The following is a 16852-nucleotide window of genomic DNA, read 5'->3' on the forward strand; positions in this document are numbered from 1 at the left end:
GCCCGCTTGCCGGAGCGCCAATGGTTGATAGCACGGATCTCGCGCAGGTACTCCTCGAGGCAAAGGACATTGCCCAGAGCGTCTCCCAGAAACTCAGCTCCGCCCACGTGTTGTTGGCGCTCTTCACGGTGGACAATCCCGCCCAGGTGCTCCTCAAGGAAAAGGGCATCGACGAGGATCTGCTGCTGGAGCGCATGACGGAGGCTCCCGCCGAGGAGGAGCCCCTGGTGCGCGAGCTGTGCCAGCGCGCCCGCGTCATCGCCCAGCAGTGCGACTCGCGCGAGGCGGACTGCCTGCACCTGCTCATCGCCTTCGCGCGGGTACGCTGCTCGGCCAACGAGCTGCTGACCCAAGCCGGGGTGGACCTCATTGGTCTGAGGACCACCGCGCTCTCGTACTTCACGAGCGGCCGGATGCCTCGCAAGCTCCAGGCGGGACGGACCCAGCAGGCGCCCCATGCGATTGGGACGCGCTACCCGATGGGCCGCCCCCTGGGTGCTCCGCCGACGCCCCTGCCCCAGTCCGCCGTGGCGCTGAGCCTGCCCCGGCCGGCCACCCCGAGCCGCCCTTCCCTGCCCGCGATCTCTCCGCGGGATCTAATCGATGAGGATGAGGGCCAGAACGAGGCGCCCGAGGTGGCCGAGCCGCTGCCTCCTGCTCCCGTGGCCCGTGCCATTCCCGTGCCGCCCCCGGCTCCTGTTCCGGTAGCTCCGGCAGCGGCTCCGGCTCCGGCGGCCCGGCCGACTCCCACTCCCGTGCCCTTCCCGCAGCAGGCCAAGGCGGGCGAGTCCCTGGTGCTGGAGGCGAAGAACTACCCGCTCCTCACCTCCCTGGGCCGCAACCTGAGCCTGCTGGCGCAACAGGGGAAGCTGGATCCCGTGGTGGGACGGGCCAAGGAGATCGAGGAGGTCATCGACATCCTCGGCAAGCGCCGCACCAACAACCCGTGCCTGCTGGGCGAGGCCGGCGTCGGCAAGACGGCCGTGGTGGAGGGCGTGGCGCAGCAGCTCGTCACGCTGCGCGGCACGCTGGCCACGAAGATCCTCATCGAGCTGGACATGGCGTCCCTGGTGGCGGGCACGCAGCTGCGCGGCTCGTTCTCGGAGAAGCTGAACGCTCTCAAGGATGAAGTGCGCAAGGCGGACGGCCGGGTGGTGGTCTTCATCGACGAGATCCACACCCTGGTGGGCGCGGGCTCCACGGGCGACGGGCCTCAGGACGCGGCCAACGAGCTGAAGACGGCCATGGCGCGCGGCGAGTTCCCCTGCATCGGCGCCACCACGCATGACGAGTTCCGGAAGTTCATCACCCAGGATCCGGCGCTGGAGCGGCGCTTCACTCCAGTGGTGGTGAACGAGCCCTCGGTGCCCGAGACGGTGGAGATCCTCCGGGGCGTGATTGGCCGCTACGAGGAGCACCACGGGCTGAAGTACGCGTCCGAGGCCCTGGAGGCGGCGGCGTCCCTGGCCTCCCGCTACGTGACGGACCGGTTCATGCCGGACAAGGCCATCTCCGTGGCGGACCTGGCGGGCTCGCGCTGCCGCCGCGAGGGCAAGACGTCCGTGGAGCCGGCGGATGTGGCTCGGGTGGTGGCGAAGCTGGCCGGAGTGCCCGAGGAGCGGCTGCTGCTGAATGACTCGGCGCGGCTGCTGAGCCTGGAGACGGACCTGTCGCAGCGGGTCATCGGGCACGAGGACGCCATCGGCAAGATTGCCCGGGTCATCCGGCGCAACTACGCGGGGTTCGCCTCGCGGCGTCCCATGGGCTCGTTCATGTTCCTGGGGCCCACGGGCGTGGGCAAGACGGAGATGGCCCGGGCGCTGGCGGAGGTGCTCTTCGGGAACAAGGACGCGCTGGTGCGCCTGGACATGAGCGAGATGTCCGAGCAGCACGGCGTGTCGCGGCTCATCGGCTCTCCGGCAGGCTACGTGGGCTTTGGCGAGGGAGGCCAGCTCACCGAGCCGGTGCGGCGGCGCCCCTCATCCGTGGTGGTGCTGGACGAGATCGAGAAGGCGCATCGTGAGGTCCAGATGCTGCTGCTCCAGGTGCTCGAGGAGGGCCGGCTGACGGATGGCAAGGGCCGGCACATCGACTTCTCGAACACGGTGATCGTCCTGACGACGAACCTGGGCGCGGAGGCGTTCTCTCGCACGGGCCGCGCGCTGGGGTTTGGCGCGGACGCGGGCGCGGGCGGCCAGAGCGACATGGACCAGGCCAGCGCGGCGGCGCGCAAGGCCCTGCCTCCGGAGCTGTGGAACCGCATCGACGAGCGGCTGCCGTTCCGCCCGCTGCGCGAGGTGGAGGTGGCGCGGATCGCCACGCTGCTGCTGGCCGAGAGCAGCAAGCGGCTCGCGACGGAGCGGGGCATCGAGTACGTGGCCGGCGAGGATGTGGTGGGCCTCCTGCTGAAGTCCGGCGGGTTCGATCCGCAGCTCGGAGCGAGGCCCATGCGCCAAGTGGTGCAGCGGCTGGTGGAGGCTCCGCTGGCCGAGCGCATCCTGTCCGGCGAGTTCGTGGCGGGAGACCGGGTGCAGGTGGCGGTGCGGGACAGCCAGCTCGCGTTCCAGCTCGTGGCGGCCTGAGCGGCAGGTTCGGTGCCCCACCCCTTCGGCACCGAGCCGCTGCGAACTTGGAACCCGGTTGGAGCAGAGCCGTGACATGCGCACGCTAGCTTTCCGTGCGTGAACGCGACGCCTCCGGGAACAGACACTCAGGGACGCGTAGCCGCCTCGCTGGTCGGGTCCTCTTACGGACTCGTGGATGTCTTGCGCGCGGGGCTCCGGCTCATGGCTTTCTTCTTGCTCGTGCTTGCCTCATCGATCGCGACGAGGCTGACGTTGCTCGTCGCCTCTCCGTGGGGCCCCCAGCGACGCATCCGCCTCGGCCAGGCGATCCTGCACCGCTTCGCCCAGATCGGTGCCTGGATCTTCGGCATCAAGCTCCTCGTCAGGGGCCAGCTCCCGGCGCCCGGCTGCCTGATCGTCGCCAACCACCACTCCTACCTCGACATCGCCGCGCTCGGCGCGGCCACCCCCTGCCTCTTCCTCGCGAAGGCCGAGGTGAAACGGTGGCCGCTCATCGGTCCCGGAGCCGCGGCAGCCGGCATCGCCTTCGTGAAGAGGGATTCGGCCCGAAGCCGCAAGGCCGCCACGGAGGCCATCCTCGAGCGGCTCGACCTGGGCTTCTCCGTCGTGAACTTCCCGACGGGGACGACCTGCCGCAGCGACGAAACCTTGAACTTCCGTCCCGGCCTCTTCCAGTCCGTCGCGGGGACGCCGATCCAGATCGTGCCGGCCTCGCTCCGCTATGAGGACGAGCACTCGGACTGGGTAGGAGACGCCACCTTCGTGGGCCACCTGCTCCAGCTCGCGGCCCGTCCTCGCATCCGCATCCATCTGACCTTCAGTCGCCCGGTGAAGGCCGCAGAGCATGATGGCGCACATCTGCGCCAACTGTGCGAACAGCTCGTTCACGCTCCCGAGCCTGCTGAAGAATCGCCGCAAGGAGGCGCCCCCGCGTCCAACTCCCATCAATAGCGCATCGCATCAAGACTGACCGGTGCACTTGCCTCTGGGCAAGGCGGCTGGACATGTGCACCGTCAGGGTCCGCTGCTTCGATATGCTCTTCACGCTATCGAAGGACGGACGAGGTGCGCTCATTGCTTCGCGGGAGCCGGGCTGCCTGGGGCAGGCTGATACTGGTCGCAGTCGTGGTCTCGGCGCTCTCCAGCCGCCGCGGTGAGGCACAGTCCTGTCCCGGCCCGGTGTGGCGCGGTGAACCCGACAGCGCGGTGGAACAAGTCTCGGCGGCCATGCTCGCCCGCCTCCGGCACGCGGATGAAGCACTGGGCCTCGAACTCGAGGGAGACTCGGTGGAGAGCCTCTTCCGGCGCGCCATCCTCGACAATCCCCGCGTGACGAACGAACAGCTCCTGGCCATCTCCCGGGTGACGCTGGAGCAGCTCGCCACGCGTCCCGAAGACCGGGCCCAGGTGCTGAAGAAGTTCCCCAACGCCCGGCAACTGCCCGTGCACCGGTTCGCCGTGGCCCTGATGGCGGGGGCCACGGGCGTGGATCCCCAAGCGCTCTCCGAGACCACGCCGGATCTCGGCCTCGCGGGCTCGGCACAGATGCCCCTGCTGCTGTGGGCGCCCCGGGACGAGCGAGAGCAGCGCTTCACGGCGCTCCACGACTTCACCGACTATCTGCGGGGCGCGGGAGTCCAGGGGCTCAACGAGGCGGTCTGGGGCGTCGAGAGCCGCGAGTTCTCGGCCATCATCGGCTGGCTTGAGTTCGGCTCTCGCGGGAGCAGCTGGCCGCACTGCATTGCATGCGAGTCACCTGCCGCCATCGAGTTGTCAAAAAATGTGAGCCGATAGTTGCTTGGGTGAACGGCGGCCTACCCATACGGTCACCGCCGCATGAGCGCCCCCTCCTCTGCCTCTCACCGTCTGGCCTTGGCCTGCGCTGAACTCCTGGTTCGCAGACCCGGCCGGGTCCTCCTCGTCCTCCTCGTGCTGCTGGGTGTCTCCGCCTGGGGCACATCGAAGCTGACCATCAACTCCAATCAGCTCGATCTCATCTCGCAGGAACTCCCCGAGGTGAAGGAAGTCAAACGCGTCATCGACATGGTCGGTGGCAGCGGCTACCTCATGCTCGCGCTGCGCTCCTCGGACGAGGCCACCCTCAAGCGCGTCTCGGATGATCTCGCGGAGCGGCTCCAGGCGGACGCGGAGCACGTCCGCTTCATCACCTACAAGATCCCCGTCGAGTTCATCCAGGACAACATGGTCCTCTTCCTCGAGACGGAGGATCTGGCCGAGGGAAAGCGGCGCATCAGCGCCTATTTGAAGGACCAGCTGCGCCGCAACAACCCCTTCTTCATCGAGCTGAAGAAGACCGAGCCCGTGAAGCTCGACCTGCAGGACCTCATCCAGAAGTACTCCAGCGTCGGCAAGAAGAGCATCGCCGACGACTACTACATCTCCCCCGACCGGAAGATGCTCCTGCTGCTCATCAAGCCGTTGTGGGACATGAACCAGCTCGGCAAGACGAAGGAGTATGTCGAGCACCTTCGCGGCATGCTGGCGGAGTACTCCCAGGCGAATGCCGGCGGCGTGAAGCTGGTCGAGGACTATGAGCGGATGGGCGACGCGAAGACGGTCGCCTATGGCTTCACCGGTTCCTATCAAACGGTGGTGGATGACTCGTACGCCATCGAGGAGTCGCTCAAGCCGGTGGCGTTCATCGCCTTCCTGGCCATCCTCGGCATCACCATCGCCTTCTTCCGCAAGTGGGCCCCCACCGTCATCGTCGTGAGCGGCATGGTGATCGGCACCATCATCACCATGGGCTTCACCTACGCCACCGTGGGTGAGCTCAACATGATCACCAGCATCCTCGGCGGAATCCTGATGGGGTTCGGCATCGACTTCGGCATCCACTTCGTCTTCCGCACGAGGCTGGAGCTGGGCTCCGGCAAGCCGTACGACATCGCCATCCGGGATGCCATCATCAACGCGGGCCGGCCCGCCATGGTGTCCGCGGTGGTGACGAGCGGCTCGTTCTTCGTGCTCATGGTCAGCGAGTTCCGCGGCTTCAGCCAGTTCGGCTTCCTGGCGGGCTGCGGCACACTCATCCTAGGCCTCACCCTGTTCTCGTGGAGCCCCGCGCTGCTGGCGCTCATCGGGCGCGCCAGTCCCGCGCTGCCCCAGAAACTCATCGGCATGATGAAGCCGCCCGCCACGCACAACGCCTCGGGCCAGGAGATCCGATTCCAGCGTCCCGGCCTGCTGCTGGGCGTGAGCACCACCCTCATCGTCATCGTCTGCGCGTGCGCCATCCCCTGGAACAACGCCCAGCCTCCACAAGGCCGGGAGCTCGGCTTCTTCGAGCGCCTCCAGTACGGCGTCCGCTTCAACTACAACACCCGCGCGCTCATCCCCGACGGCCAGCCCTCCGTCCGGCTCCAGGAGGAGATCAGCCGACGCTTCCAGATGTCCAGCGACCCCATCGCCGTCTACACGAAGACGCTCGAGGAGGCGAAGGAGGTCTACGACGAGCTCACCCGGCACAAGGAGAAGTACCCCACCATCGAGCAGGTGGTGAGCCTCTACTCCTTCGTGCCGCCTCCAGAGCGAGCCCAGGCCAACGCGAAGATCCTCGCGGAGTGGCAGGAGGAGCTGAAGGAGTTGAACGTCTCCGCCCTCCCCCCCGAAGTGCAGGACAAGGCCGCCACCTTCCAACGGATGCTGTCGGCGCGGCCCTTTGGTGTGAACGAAGTGCCGGAGATCTACGCCAAGCAGTTCCGCCACCTGCCCACCACGAAGCCGGAGAACCACGGCTTCCTCACCTTCATCTACCCGAGCATCGATCTGATGAACGGCAAGCTGATGATCCAGTTCGCCGACGAGACGCGGCTCATCAAGACGGCCTCCGGCAAGGAGTTCCGGGCCGCCGGGCCCTCTCAGCTGTATGCCCGGCTGGCTCGGATCGTCCTCTCGGATGGCCGGCTCACGGTGGTGCTCGTCTCGCTGTGGATCCTCCTGATGCACTTCGCGGACTTCCGCAGCGTGCCACTGGCGCTCGCCTCCGTGATTCCGCTCACCGTGGGCCTGGCGATGATGCTGGGGTTCATGGCGCTCTTCGATCTGCGCCTGAACTTCATGAACATCATCATCCTGCCCATCCTCCTGGGCTTCGGCGTGAGCCACGGCCTCTACCTGCTCCACCGATTCCTGGAAGGCACCTCGCCCGCGGTGGCGCTGCGCAGCGTGGGCGCCGCCGTGGCCTCCTCCACGCTCACGGCCGTGTCGGGCTTCGCCTCACTGCTGGCCGCCAGCCACAACGGCCTCAAGTCCATGGGCATGGTGGCGTGCATCGGCCTCATCACCACGCTCGGGGTGTCCTTCACCGTGCTCGCCGCGGTGATGCAGCTCATGCATGACCGCCGGCAGCGCCAGCATGGACAGCAGCCCCCCTCGGAGGCTCCCCCCTCCCCGGCCGCCCAGCCCGAGAGCCGGGCAGCCTGAACCTCCGAGGGGAAGCAGACCTACGAGGCGGAGGAGAACCGCAGGTAGCCCTCCTCGCCCATGAAGCGCTTGAGAATCTTCGGGTCCGTCGTGCGCAGATCGACCACGACGAGCCCGTCGATGCAGTCTCCGAACTCCGGATCCACGCTGAAGCTGAGCAGCCGCGCGTTGAGGCGCAGGTAGTGGCGCAGCAGCACCGGCATGTCCTTGTTGTCCTCTTCGATCTCCGTCACGAGCGCCGAGACATCCTCCACGCCCTTCACCAGGCGATCGAGCACGGCCCGCTCCTCGCGCGCGAAGCGCTCCTTGAGCGGGTTGCGGGCCTTCACCAGCGCCCCGAGCCGCTCGTCCCCGCGCTCCTGCGCCAGGAACTCGACCATGATCCGGCGCGAGAGGCTCTGGTAGTCCCGGCTGATGCTCACCGGCCCGAAGAGGATCTTGTAGCGCGGATTGCGCACCAGGAACTCGCCAATGCCGCGCCAGATGAGAGCCAGCGAGGTGGGCTTGCGCTGATACTCGGAGCGGATGAAGGAGCGCCCGAGCTCCAACGCCGGGCCCAACCTGTGGAGGAAGCCCTCCTCGTACTTGAACAGGCTGCTCGTGTAGAGGTCCGACGCCCCGCCTCGCGCGAGCGCCTCGTCCACCTGGCCGATGCGGTAGCTGCCCACCAGCTCGTTGCTCGCGTGGTTCCACATGAAGAGGTGTAGGTAGCTCTCGTCGTAGCCGTCCAGATCCAGCGCGCGGCCGGTGCCCTCGGAGACCTCTCGGAAGGTCTTCTCCCTCAACCGGCCGATCTCCCTCAGCACCTGGGGGATCTGCGGCGCACGGGCAATGAACACCTGGAAGTCCGAGTGCTCCGCCAGGAGCGCCTCGGCCGGGAGCTTCGCCACCTCGGCGGCGAGCGTCTCCGGCGGAACGGCCTCACCCAGCGGCTCCATCTTCGCGGGAGCGATGGCCTTGCGCAGCCCCGGCAGGAACCGCGGCCGGATGGGGCTCTCGCGGCGCCCGAGCAGGTACGTCTTGAAGCGCAGGTAGCTGATCAGCGTCTCATCGTCCTCGTAGCGCGCCAGCTTCTCCGGGCGGATGGGCTTGCCCACGCGCACGCCGATCGTGGAGTGGCTGCGCTTGAGGCACTCGGAAGGCAGGAGCGCCGCGCGCAGGCGCGGGTGGATGAGGCTGGCCAACTGGAAGAGCATGCTGTTGCGCCCCTCGAAGAAGACGGGCAGCACGGTGGCGCCCGTGCGACGGACGAGCGCCGCGATGCGCGGGTGCCACGGCGGATCCGAGATGTGCCCTTCGCGCAGATCCAGGTGCGACATCGTCCCGGAGGGGAAGGCCACCAGCACGCCCCCGGCCTCCAGCCAGCGCATGCTGGCCCGAAGGGGCGCCACGTTGGCGCGGAGGGTCTCCGGCTCGCGGCCAGACTTCACCGGGAAGCTCCACGGCTGCCCCTCGGGCACCTTCCAGAAATCGTGGTTCCCGAGCAGCCGCACGTCGGAGCGGACTCGCGTGAGGAGGTCTCCCAGGATCATGCCTTCGATCGAGCCGAAGGGTTGGTTGGCAACCACGACGACGGGACCCGAGGCGGGGATGCGGGCGCGATCCTCCTCGGTGAAGCTGTAGTCCACATCGAGCACCTGCAAGACGGTGTGGAAGTACGTGTCGGGCTCGTAGAGCGAGAGGAAGCGGGAGTAGAGCCGGTTCAGCGTCGAGAGCGAGAGAGCCTGTTCGACGGGTTGCTCGACCAGGGAGTACAGGGTTCGCATCATGGGGTGCTCGATCGAACTCTTCAGGTCGATGAGCTGCGGAGCAGAGTCGGGCTTCAGCATGGCATCACCTCGGCGAAGGTCCTCCGCACCCTGCCGCGAAGCCGCCACGACACCGCGACTGCTCCGTGCCAAGACCACGACAACGCCGTATCCGATCTGCCTCACCCTCCTTTCTTCCAGGCGCCTGTCACCGGCTGGTAACGTCACGGCTTCGTGGCTCTCCGCGGAGAGAGCCGGTCGAGGGTGCATGGCCGCGAGACGTCCGAGAATCGTCGTGGTGGGAGGAGGCCGCCTGGGAGGAGCCCTGGCGCTGTCCCTCTCCGCGCAGCGCTGGCCCGTGAGCGTCCTCAGCCGGACCCAAGAAGGACGCGGCCGTGTGCAGGCACTGGGGCTGAAGCCGGCCACTCCCAGGGAACTGGAGCAGGCGCGAGTGGCCCTGCTCTGCGTGCCCGAGAAGGCCGTGCCCGAGGTGGCTCGGGAGATGGCTCGCACACTGGGCCGGGGCGCGGCGCTGGTGCACTGCGCGGGGGCACTGTCGCTCCAGGCGCTGGGGACTCCCCGAGGACGGCCCCTGGGCTCCTTCCATCCACTCTGCGCCGTCTCGGATCCAAGGGACTCGCTCGCGGGACATGCGGTGGCCATCAGCACCCGCTCACGAACCTTGAAGGCCGTGCTGCGGCAGATGGCAAAGGGGCTGGAACTCCAGGTGCTGGAGGTCTCGGAGCGCCACCGCGCCGCCTACCACGCGGGGGCTGTGCTGAGCGCGGGAGGCGCCGTGGCGCTCATGTCCGCGGCGGTGGAGGCGCTGGGCCAGGCTGGTATCCCTGGGGACGCGGCGCTCGCGGCGCTGTTGCCTCTGATGAAATCGTCGGTGCGAGGCATGGAAGCTCGCGGACTGGCTCGGGGACTCACCGGCCCCGTCGTCCGAGGGGATGCGGGCGTGGTGGGAGCCCATCTGGCGGCACTGTCTCCCGAGGTGGCGGAGGTGTACCGGCTCCTCTCTCAGCGAGCGCTCCGGCTGATCGGCTCCCGGCTCCCACCTGAAGCACTCGACGATCTGACAAAGCTCCTGTTTGAGCGGTGAAGCGCGCGGTCATCGCGGCTAGGGTCCCGGTTCAGCCCGTATGAAGCTCACGAAGCTCAAGATCGACAAGTATCGGGGCGTTGCCCCCGGCACCGAGCTCACGTTCGGTCCAGCTCGCACCCTGGTGCTGGGACGCAACGGTACCGGCAGGACGACGCTGCTGGAGTTGATCTCAATCATCCTCTGTTCGGACTTCTCGGGGCTGGTCGAGGAGGAGTTCTCCCTGGAGTACGAACTCGCCTTTCCGGGAATGGAGATCCACGTCCGCGCCCAGAACCAGCGGAACTCCGTCACGCCGAAGCCCGAAGTTCCTGTTGCCGCGGCGCTGATACCTCTGCGGACTCCGGGGGCGATGACGAGCCTCGAGCCGCTCATCGAGGCAACCTTGAGACTCGGCGCGCCCGAGGCCCGGATCGTGGTGCGGGGAGACTCAACGGGGCTGTATTGCGAGGTGGATGGGCAATCCGCCTACGCACGGTCCATGCACTGGTCGGTGTTGGATCGCTCGGTGTGGACGCTGATCTTCATGGTGGCGCAGTACATCGATCCCGCGATGAAGGAGCGGCTCAAGGAGCTCCTTCACCGCACGTTCTTGCTGGCGCCCTCGCGGTTCGACGAGACGCTCGGGATGTTCGAGCACATTGGCACCATCAAGTACGCCATGGAGATGCAGGGGGACGAAGTGTTCCCCCTGGGGTTGATGGCGCTGCCCACGTGGATGCCGGCCTGGCTTCGCGCGCAGGTGGAGCGCCAGCCCCCCAAGAGTACGCTCGAAGTGACCCATGACGCGATCGCCCAGAGCTTCCTGGCCCGGTTCACCTCGCTGGCCGGGTTTGCATCGGGCCGGTTCCGGGTGGAGGTGCTGGAGAAGCGGACATACGAGAACGGCGGGCGGCTGGGATTTGGCCAATTCAGTTTCCGCTTCACCCGGCCGGATGGCACGGAGTTGACGCAGGCGCAGTTGGGATACGGTCAGAAGCGGCTGCTCTCGTTCCTGTACTACCTGGACGTGAACGAGGACTTCGCCATCGCCGACGAGTTGGCGAACGGTCTGCATCCTCGCTGGGTGGAGGCCTGCATCCGGGAGCTCGGAGCGAGGCAGGCCTTCCTCACGAGCCAGAACCCTCTCCTGTTCGAGCACATCGCGTTCGGCTCCGCGGAAGCGCTGCGTGCCTCGCTCATCCTCTGCGGAACCGAACTCCGAGACGGGCGCGAGCGCCTCATCTGGTCCAAGCCCACGAGCGAGGCCGCCGCGAAGCTCTTCGAAGCGCACCGGACACAGACGAAACCGCTCGGAGAGCTGCTGCAAGCCCACGGAATGTGGTGAGACCGCCGCAGAGGGAGATCCCTGCTACCGAAGCTGAGGGCCTCTTCCTCGCACAGAACTCCAGAGCGACAGGATGATGACCACCCTCCCCCGCTCATCATGGACGTAGTAGAGGTGATAACGGATGCGCGGCATGAGCAGCCGACGGACTCCCGAAATTCTCGGGTGCGTGTACCGACGGCCGATGTCCGGCAAGGCGCCCAGCAACTGCAGCGCCATGGCAAGCTCTTCCTCGAAGAGAGAAGGTGCGGCGAGCCGGTTCGCTCTCCACCACAGGGCGGCTTCGCTCACCTGCGCTTCGGCCCGAGGGGTGAACTGAACCTGGGTCGTCATTTCCTCGCGCGAAGCTTTGCCAGCACGTCCTGAGCGGAAATCAGCTTGCCGGACTGAGCCTCCTCCCATGACTGGGAGAGGGACTCATGTAACGCCAGCCGCTCCTCCTCGGACAGCTCGTCCCCCCCATCGGCGGCGACCAGTTCGAGCGTCGTCCCTTCCGGGAGCTCGGTCGGCACGTCGAGGACCAGGCGACCGTTGCGGACTTCAGCCTTGAGGGTGTCCATGCCTGAAATTGTAGGCCCCGCCTTCTCGAGCCGCAAAGCAGCCCGAAGAGCACGATGTCAGCTTGCCGTCGGCTTCGGCCGGGCCACGTACAGGCAGCACACGCCGAAAGTCAGCGGCTGCACCTGCAGCACCTCCAGGCCCGACTCGCGCATGATGTCCGCGAAAACCTCCGGCCGCGGAAACGCCGCGATGGACTGCTGCAGGTAGCGGTACTCCTTGGCCCCCGACAGCACACTGCCCACCCAGGGCACCACCGTGCGGATCTGGAACCGCGCCAGCGGACCGAGAATGCCTCCCTTCGGCTCGGACAACTCCAGGATGGCGATCCGGCCGTCCGGCCGAACCACTCGCGCCATCTCCCGCAGGGCGCGCGCCCGGTCCGGCACGTTGCGGATACCGAACGCCATGCACAACCCATCGAAGCTGCGCTCGGGGAACGGAAGCTCCTGAGCATCCCCGACCTGGAGCTCACACTGTCCCGTCAAGCCCAGCTCCGCTACCTTCCGCCGGCCGATCTCCAGCATCCCTACCGAGGGATCCAGTCCCACCACCGTCGTCTTCGGATGGCGCTTGATCACCTTGAGGGCCAGGTCCGCCGTCCCAGTGGCCAGATCCAGCACCCGCGCTCCCGGCTTCAGCTCGAGCGCGTCCACCGTCTTGTTGCGCCAGCGCTGGTCCACACCGAACGACATCAGCCGGTTCAACAGATCGTAACGCCGCGCGATCTTGTCGAACATGGCTCCCGAGCCCGCCTGGACGACGGCGGCTCCCGGCTGCGGCGAGACTGCGGACGACTGAGACTCCGTGCTCATGGCTTCCTTCCGGCTCAACGGCTGCCCCCCTCTATAGCACCTTCGGGGCGCGAAGACCGCGCCGAGGATGCCCTCACTTCGAGGGGGTGGCGGCCCCAGCCCCCGTGAACTCGGGAAGCAGGTACTCGTCCACCGACGGAGCCTTGTCCAGCAGCCCCAGGTCCACCAACTGCTTGCCCAGCGTCTCCCAGCGTTCGCGGCTCAGGACGCCCAGCCCCTTGGCCCGAGTCTCCTCCGTCTCGATGAGCGGCTTCTGCACCTCGGCCACCGCGGCGAACGTCTCCGCGTCCATGGTGGCGTTCAGCTTCGCCATGATGTCGTTGGCCGGCTTGGGGTTTTCGAGGTAGGCCTTCCAGCCCTCGCGCACGGCCTCGACAAAGGCACGCACGTGCTCGGGCGACTTCTGCACGAGCTCCCGCCTCGTGAACACCACGGTGGCGTACGGGTTGAAGCCCTCATCGGCCACCTTGAAGACGACCGGATCCGAGCCCTGCTTCTTCGCCGCGAGCGGCTCGGAGGTGAGGAAGCACTGCTGGGCAAAGTCCTTGTCCGCCACGAAGCGCGCCACGCCGCCGTCGTAGGGAACGATCTTCACCTTGTCGAAGCCGAACTTCTTCTTCAGGAAGGCCCCGAACGGAGCACCAGGCTCGATGGCCAGCGTGCCCCCGGTGAACACCTGCTCCATCGAGGTGATCCCCCGCGAGGCGTGCACCATGATGGCGCGCGGAGAGACCTGGTACACGGCGAACAGCGGCACCAGATCCACCCCTCGGGCGCGAGACACCAGCAGTTGGTCCGCGCTGGTGGTGGCGAACTCCACCTGGCCCGCCCCTACCATCTGCGTCACAGGGGCCCCGGCGCCACCGCCTAGCACCTCCACTTCCAGGCCATGACGGGTGAAGGCGCCGCTCTCGCGCGCGGCGTAGAAGCCTCCGAACTCAGGCTCAGGAACCCAGTCCAGCGCCAACTTCACCCGAGTGGGCGCAGGCTTCGGAGCCACCGTCTTGCTGGCCGCCGGTTCCGTTCCCGTGGGAGGAGCCTTGTCCTTGTCCTTGCTGCAGCCCGCGGAGAGTGCCGCCAGGCAAGACAGCACCGCCATCCAAGAGAGCTTCTTCATGAATGCTTCCTCCCAGGTTGAAACCTCATGAGGCCGAGGGATGCCAATGCCGCAACAGGCGAGTCCCCGCCAGGCTCACCGTCCCGAACAGGACGATACCCAGCCCCGCGGCGCACAGCACCGCCGCAAACATGAGATCCGTGCGCAGCTGCCGGTAGGCCGCGAGCACCAGGATTCCCAGGCCCGCCGTCCCCTCCGAAAAGCCCGCGACGAACTCGCCGACGATGGCCCCGATGACGGCCAGGCCCGAGGCAATGCGCAGCCCTGTGAAGATGTGAGGAAGGGCCGCGGGCAGCTCCAGCTTGAGCAGCGTGGCGATCCGCCGCGCGCCATAGAGCCGGAACATGTCGCGCAGCGCGGGCTCCACCGAGCGCAGTCCGCTGAGCGTGTTCGCGATGACCGGGAACACCGAGACGATGAAAGCCGAAGCGGCGACGGCTCGCTGCCCAGGGCCAAACCACAGGACGAGCAGCGGCGCCACGGCGACGATGGGGACCGTCTGGAGGAAGAGCGTGTACGGGTACAGCGCGCGTTCGAGCAGCCGTGAAGACGCGAGCACCACCGCGACGAGCACGCCGGCCAGAGCGCTCAAGCCGAAGCCCAGAAGCGCGGCCTCGGCAGTGACCCAGGCGCTGGCAGCGAGCTCCCGAGCATCATGAGCCGCGGTGGCGAGCACCGCGGAAGGAGGAGGCAGGAGGAAGGCCTGGATGCCGAGGATGCGCACCAACCCTTCCCACAGGGCCAGCAGCACCAGGAGGGCCACGAGCGGAGGAACCACGGAGCGAAGGAAGGTGCCGCGCATCAGGCGCCTCCTCGAACCATGGCATCGGAGAGGACCTGGACCTCACGGGCAAAAGCCGGCTCCAGGCGCAGGGAGGCAGATCGCTCGCGAGGCAGGTCCAACACTCGGTCCAGGACGATGCGCCCGGGACGTGGGGAGAACACCACCACGCGCTCGGCAAGCCAGGCGGCCTCGGAGAGCGAGTGGGTAACGAAGAGCACGGTCATCCCGAGTTCGTGCCACAGCCCACGGAGTTGTTCATCCAACCGTCCCCGGGTGAGTTCGTCCAAGGCACCAAATGGCTCGTCCATGAGCAACAGCCGAGGCCGGGTCACCAGCGCCCGGGCAAGCGACACCCGCATGCGCATGCCGCCAGAGAGCTGGCCCGGATGACGGGCAGTGAACTCGCCCAACCCCACCTGAGCGAGGACCTCGCGGGCGGCGGCATGGCGTTCGGGCTTGCTGACTCCAGAGAGCTCCAGGGGGAGCGCGGCATTGTCGAGCACGGTGCGCCAAGGCAGCAGGTGGGCGTCCTGGAAGACGTAGGCGATGGGAGCCCGAGAGGCGAGCACCTGACCCGAGGAGGGCTCCAGCTCCACGCGGCCGCTGCTGGCGGTATCCAGGCCGGCGATGATGCGCAGGAGGGTGGACTTGCCGCAGCCCGAGGGCCCCACGAGCGCGACGAAGGAGCCCGGGACAATGTCGAGATCGATGCCCTCCAGAGCATGAACACCACCGGGGAAGGTCCTGTGGACCTGGAGCGCCCGTACGCCGATGCCACTGCCTGACTGGGGGATGGCATTCACGGGCGAGCTCAGCTCGGAGGCAAGGGGAGCCATCGCGGACAGCATGTATCCTCGCGAGGGATGAATGGCCACGGAACCCGCACCGTGTGCCCTGGGAGAGTGGGACGGCCGGTGCGGGAGGACCCGTCCGCCGACGGGGGGACCCGCACCGAGCCGAGGGGCCCGCGACCTCGAGCACCCCGGCCGTGGACCCCACGGTGTTCCCGTGACCCGGGTCCGCGGCTAGGTCGTGAGGATGATGCGACCGCCCTGCATGGCACGGCGAACCAGGGCCAGGGCCTGCTCGGAGGCAGCCTCGGCCTCGGTGAGCCGGCGCAGGCACAGTGGCCCCTGCGTGCCCGTCACCGCGCGCTTCAGATCCGTCAGCAGCATCAGGGCGGCCTGGAGCATCTCCTTGCTCTGCGGAGACTCCGCCGCCGGCTTGCCGGACTTCTCGGCCACATACTGCGTGAAGCGCTTCACCACGTCCGCGGTCTTGTCCGGATCGAACTGCTCAATCAGGCCCTTGATGCGAGCCGGGTTGAGCTGGATCAACCGGAGCGCGCCCACCTTCTGGAACGAGGGATGCGGCAGACCGATCTCCGTCATCTCGAACGCACCCAGCAGCCCCTCCTCGGGGGCCTTATGGGCGTGCGGCACCACATCCACGAAGAGCGCCAGCGGCTCGGCGCCCTGGGTGTAGGCCTCCACCTCGTCCTCGTCGAGCGGCGGGAACTGCTGCGGCACGCCGATGAAGAGCAGCGGCAGGACGATCTCGGCCCAGAACTCCTCGGGAGCGCAGCCCGTGCCGCCCACCGTGGCCACCATGTGCGCCATCAACTCCACCAACCGGGGCGCGCGCTCCACCTGGTCCGCCAGGGACTTGCTCGCATCCAGCCGCTGCAGCGACTGAACAATCTGCCCCTCGAACTGGTCCCGCGCCTCCTTGGGCAGCGGCGGCTGCGTGCGGCCGAGCGCGTCCTTCACGTCACGCGCCAGCGAGTCCGGCTTCGAATCGAACGTCGTCTTCGCCTTGGCCGGATCCAGCACCACGAACTGCAGGAAGCCCGGATCGAACAGCCGCTGGTAGTCCACCGGCCCCAGCTTGGGCTGCCCACTCAACGACGCCGCCGGGTTCGCCCCGAAGCGCACCTGCCCCAGCGAGCGGCGGATGTCCGAGGCCAGATCCTCCAGCTTCGCCAGCTTGCCCTGGCTCAGCGAGTCCATCACCGCGCCAAACGGCGACAGCATGATGATGGCCTCGGGGAACCCCAGCGTGGCCCCCTCCGGCGAGTCCCGGTTCGGGAACCAGAAGGCCCGGTGCTCGGCCATCATCCGCCCCGCGAAGGCCCCCGCCAGCCCCAGCGCCAACGCCTGGTGCTGCGGCTGGTTCGGCTGGAACGGTCCACCAATCAACTTGCTGATGCCCTTCTCCACGTCCGCCCAGGGGGCCGTCAGCAGATCGACGGGCTTGCCCTCGACCTTCTCGAGCGCGGCGGCGAGCTGCGCCTGCGCCTGGTGAACGTGCTGCGGAACGGGGTGATCCTGAGGGACAGGTTGGGCCATGTCACATCCTGGAGAGTGT

Annotated in this window: 14 protein-coding genes; 6 read left to right on the top strand and 8 right to left on the bottom strand. The window is 67.7% G+C overall.

Annotated elements, in window-relative coordinates; all coding sequences use genetic code 11:
- Positions 1 to 20 precede the first annotated feature (20 nt).
- The 4 genes from KY501_RS46385 to KY501_RS46400 all read left to right on the top strand — a co-directional run bounded on the left by KY501_RS46385 (position 21) and on the right by KY501_RS46400 (position 7031).
- Positions 21 to 2582, top strand: coding sequence for an AAA family ATPase (locus KY501_RS46385; RefSeq protein WP_224371393.1), 2562 nt, complete (start codon positions 21 to 23; stop codon positions 2580 to 2582).
- 204 nt (positions 2583 to 2786) lie between these two features.
- The gene (locus tag KY501_RS46390; RefSeq protein WP_224371395.1) at positions 2787 to 3536 is read left to right on the top strand and encodes a lysophospholipid acyltransferase family protein; all 750 of its coding nucleotides are present in this window, start codon (positions 2787 to 2789) and stop codon (positions 3534 to 3536) included.
- A gap of 276 nt (positions 3537 to 3812) precedes the next feature.
- Positions 3813 to 4379, top strand: a complete 567-nt coding sequence (locus KY501_RS46395; protein ID WP_224371397.1) for a hypothetical protein — start codon at positions 3813 to 3815, stop codon at positions 4377 to 4379.
- Between the two features lie 42 nt (positions 4380 to 4421).
- Positions 4422 to 7031: an efflux RND transporter permease subunit gene (locus tag KY501_RS46400; RefSeq protein WP_224371399.1), complete on the top strand. Its 2610-nt coding sequence runs from the start codon at positions 4422 to 4424 to the stop codon at positions 7029 to 7031.
- 20 nt (positions 7032 to 7051) lie between these two features.
- Here the strand turns inward: KY501_RS46400 and KY501_RS46405 are convergent, their stop codons facing one another.
- On the bottom strand, positions 7052 to 8860 hold the full coding sequence (locus KY501_RS46405; protein WP_224371401.1) for a bifunctional lysophospholipid acyltransferase family protein/GNAT family N-acetyltransferase: 1809 nt from the start codon (positions 8858 to 8860) through the stop codon (positions 7052 to 7054).
- Between the two features lie 187 nt (positions 8861 to 9047).
- Between KY501_RS46405 and KY501_RS46410 the strand changes: the two genes are divergently transcribed.
- On the top strand, positions 9048 to 9884 hold the full coding sequence (locus KY501_RS46410) for a Rossmann-like and DUF2520 domain-containing protein (RefSeq protein WP_224371402.1): 837 nt from the start codon (positions 9048 to 9050) through the stop codon (positions 9882 to 9884).
- Positions 9885 to 9924: 40 nt separating this feature from the next.
- A complete protein-coding gene (locus tag KY501_RS46415; protein WP_224371405.1) occupies positions 9925 to 11211 on the top strand; it encodes an AAA family ATPase in 1287 nt (428 codons plus the stop codon).
- A gap of 24 nt (positions 11212 to 11235) precedes the next feature.
- Here the strand turns inward: KY501_RS46415 and KY501_RS46420 are convergent, their stop codons facing one another.
- From KY501_RS46420 to KY501_RS46450, 7 genes are all read right to left on the bottom strand, one after another.
- Positions 11236 to 11544: a type II toxin-antitoxin system RelE/ParE family toxin gene (locus KY501_RS46420; RefSeq protein ID WP_224371407.1), complete on the bottom strand. Its 309-nt coding sequence runs from the start codon at positions 11542 to 11544 to the stop codon at positions 11236 to 11238.
- Complete coding sequence (locus tag KY501_RS46425; protein WP_224371409.1) at positions 11541 to 11771, bottom strand: hypothetical protein; 231 nt, start codon at positions 11769 to 11771, stop codon at positions 11541 to 11543. Before KY501_RS46425 ends, KY501_RS46420 begins: the two co-directional genes overlap by 4 nt.
- A gap of 57 nt (positions 11772 to 11828) precedes the next feature.
- A complete protein-coding gene (ubiE, locus tag KY501_RS46430) occupies positions 11829 to 12584 on the bottom strand; it encodes a bifunctional demethylmenaquinone methyltransferase/2-methoxy-6-polyprenyl-1,4-benzoquinol methylase UbiE (protein WP_224371411.1) in 756 nt (251 codons plus the stop codon).
- A 73-nt stretch (positions 12585 to 12657) separates the two neighbouring features.
- The gene (locus tag KY501_RS46435) at positions 12658 to 13701 is read right to left on the bottom strand and encodes an ABC transporter substrate-binding protein (protein ID WP_224371413.1); all 1044 of its coding nucleotides are present in this window, start codon (positions 13699 to 13701) and stop codon (positions 12658 to 12660) included.
- Between the two features lie 25 nt (positions 13702 to 13726).
- The gene (locus tag KY501_RS46440) at positions 13727 to 14503 is read right to left on the bottom strand and encodes an ABC transporter permease (RefSeq protein ID WP_224371415.1); all 777 of its coding nucleotides are present in this window, start codon (positions 14501 to 14503) and stop codon (positions 13727 to 13729) included.
- Positions 14503 to 15321, bottom strand: coding sequence for an ABC transporter ATP-binding protein (locus KY501_RS46445; RefSeq protein WP_224371417.1), 819 nt, complete (start codon positions 15319 to 15321; stop codon positions 14503 to 14505). The genes KY501_RS46440 and KY501_RS46445 overlap by 1 nt, the downstream gene beginning before the upstream one ends.
- Before the next feature lie 189 nt (positions 15322 to 15510).
- A complete protein-coding gene (locus tag KY501_RS46450; protein WP_224371419.1) occupies positions 15511 to 16833 on the bottom strand; it encodes a hypothetical protein in 1323 nt (440 codons plus the stop codon).
- Positions 16834 to 16852: the final 19 nt, after the last annotated feature.

Origin of the sequence: Hyalangium versicolor (assembly GCF_020103695.1) — a bacterium.
Lineage (GTDB): Bacteria > Myxococcota > Myxococcia > Myxococcales > Myxococcaceae > Hyalangium > Hyalangium versicolor.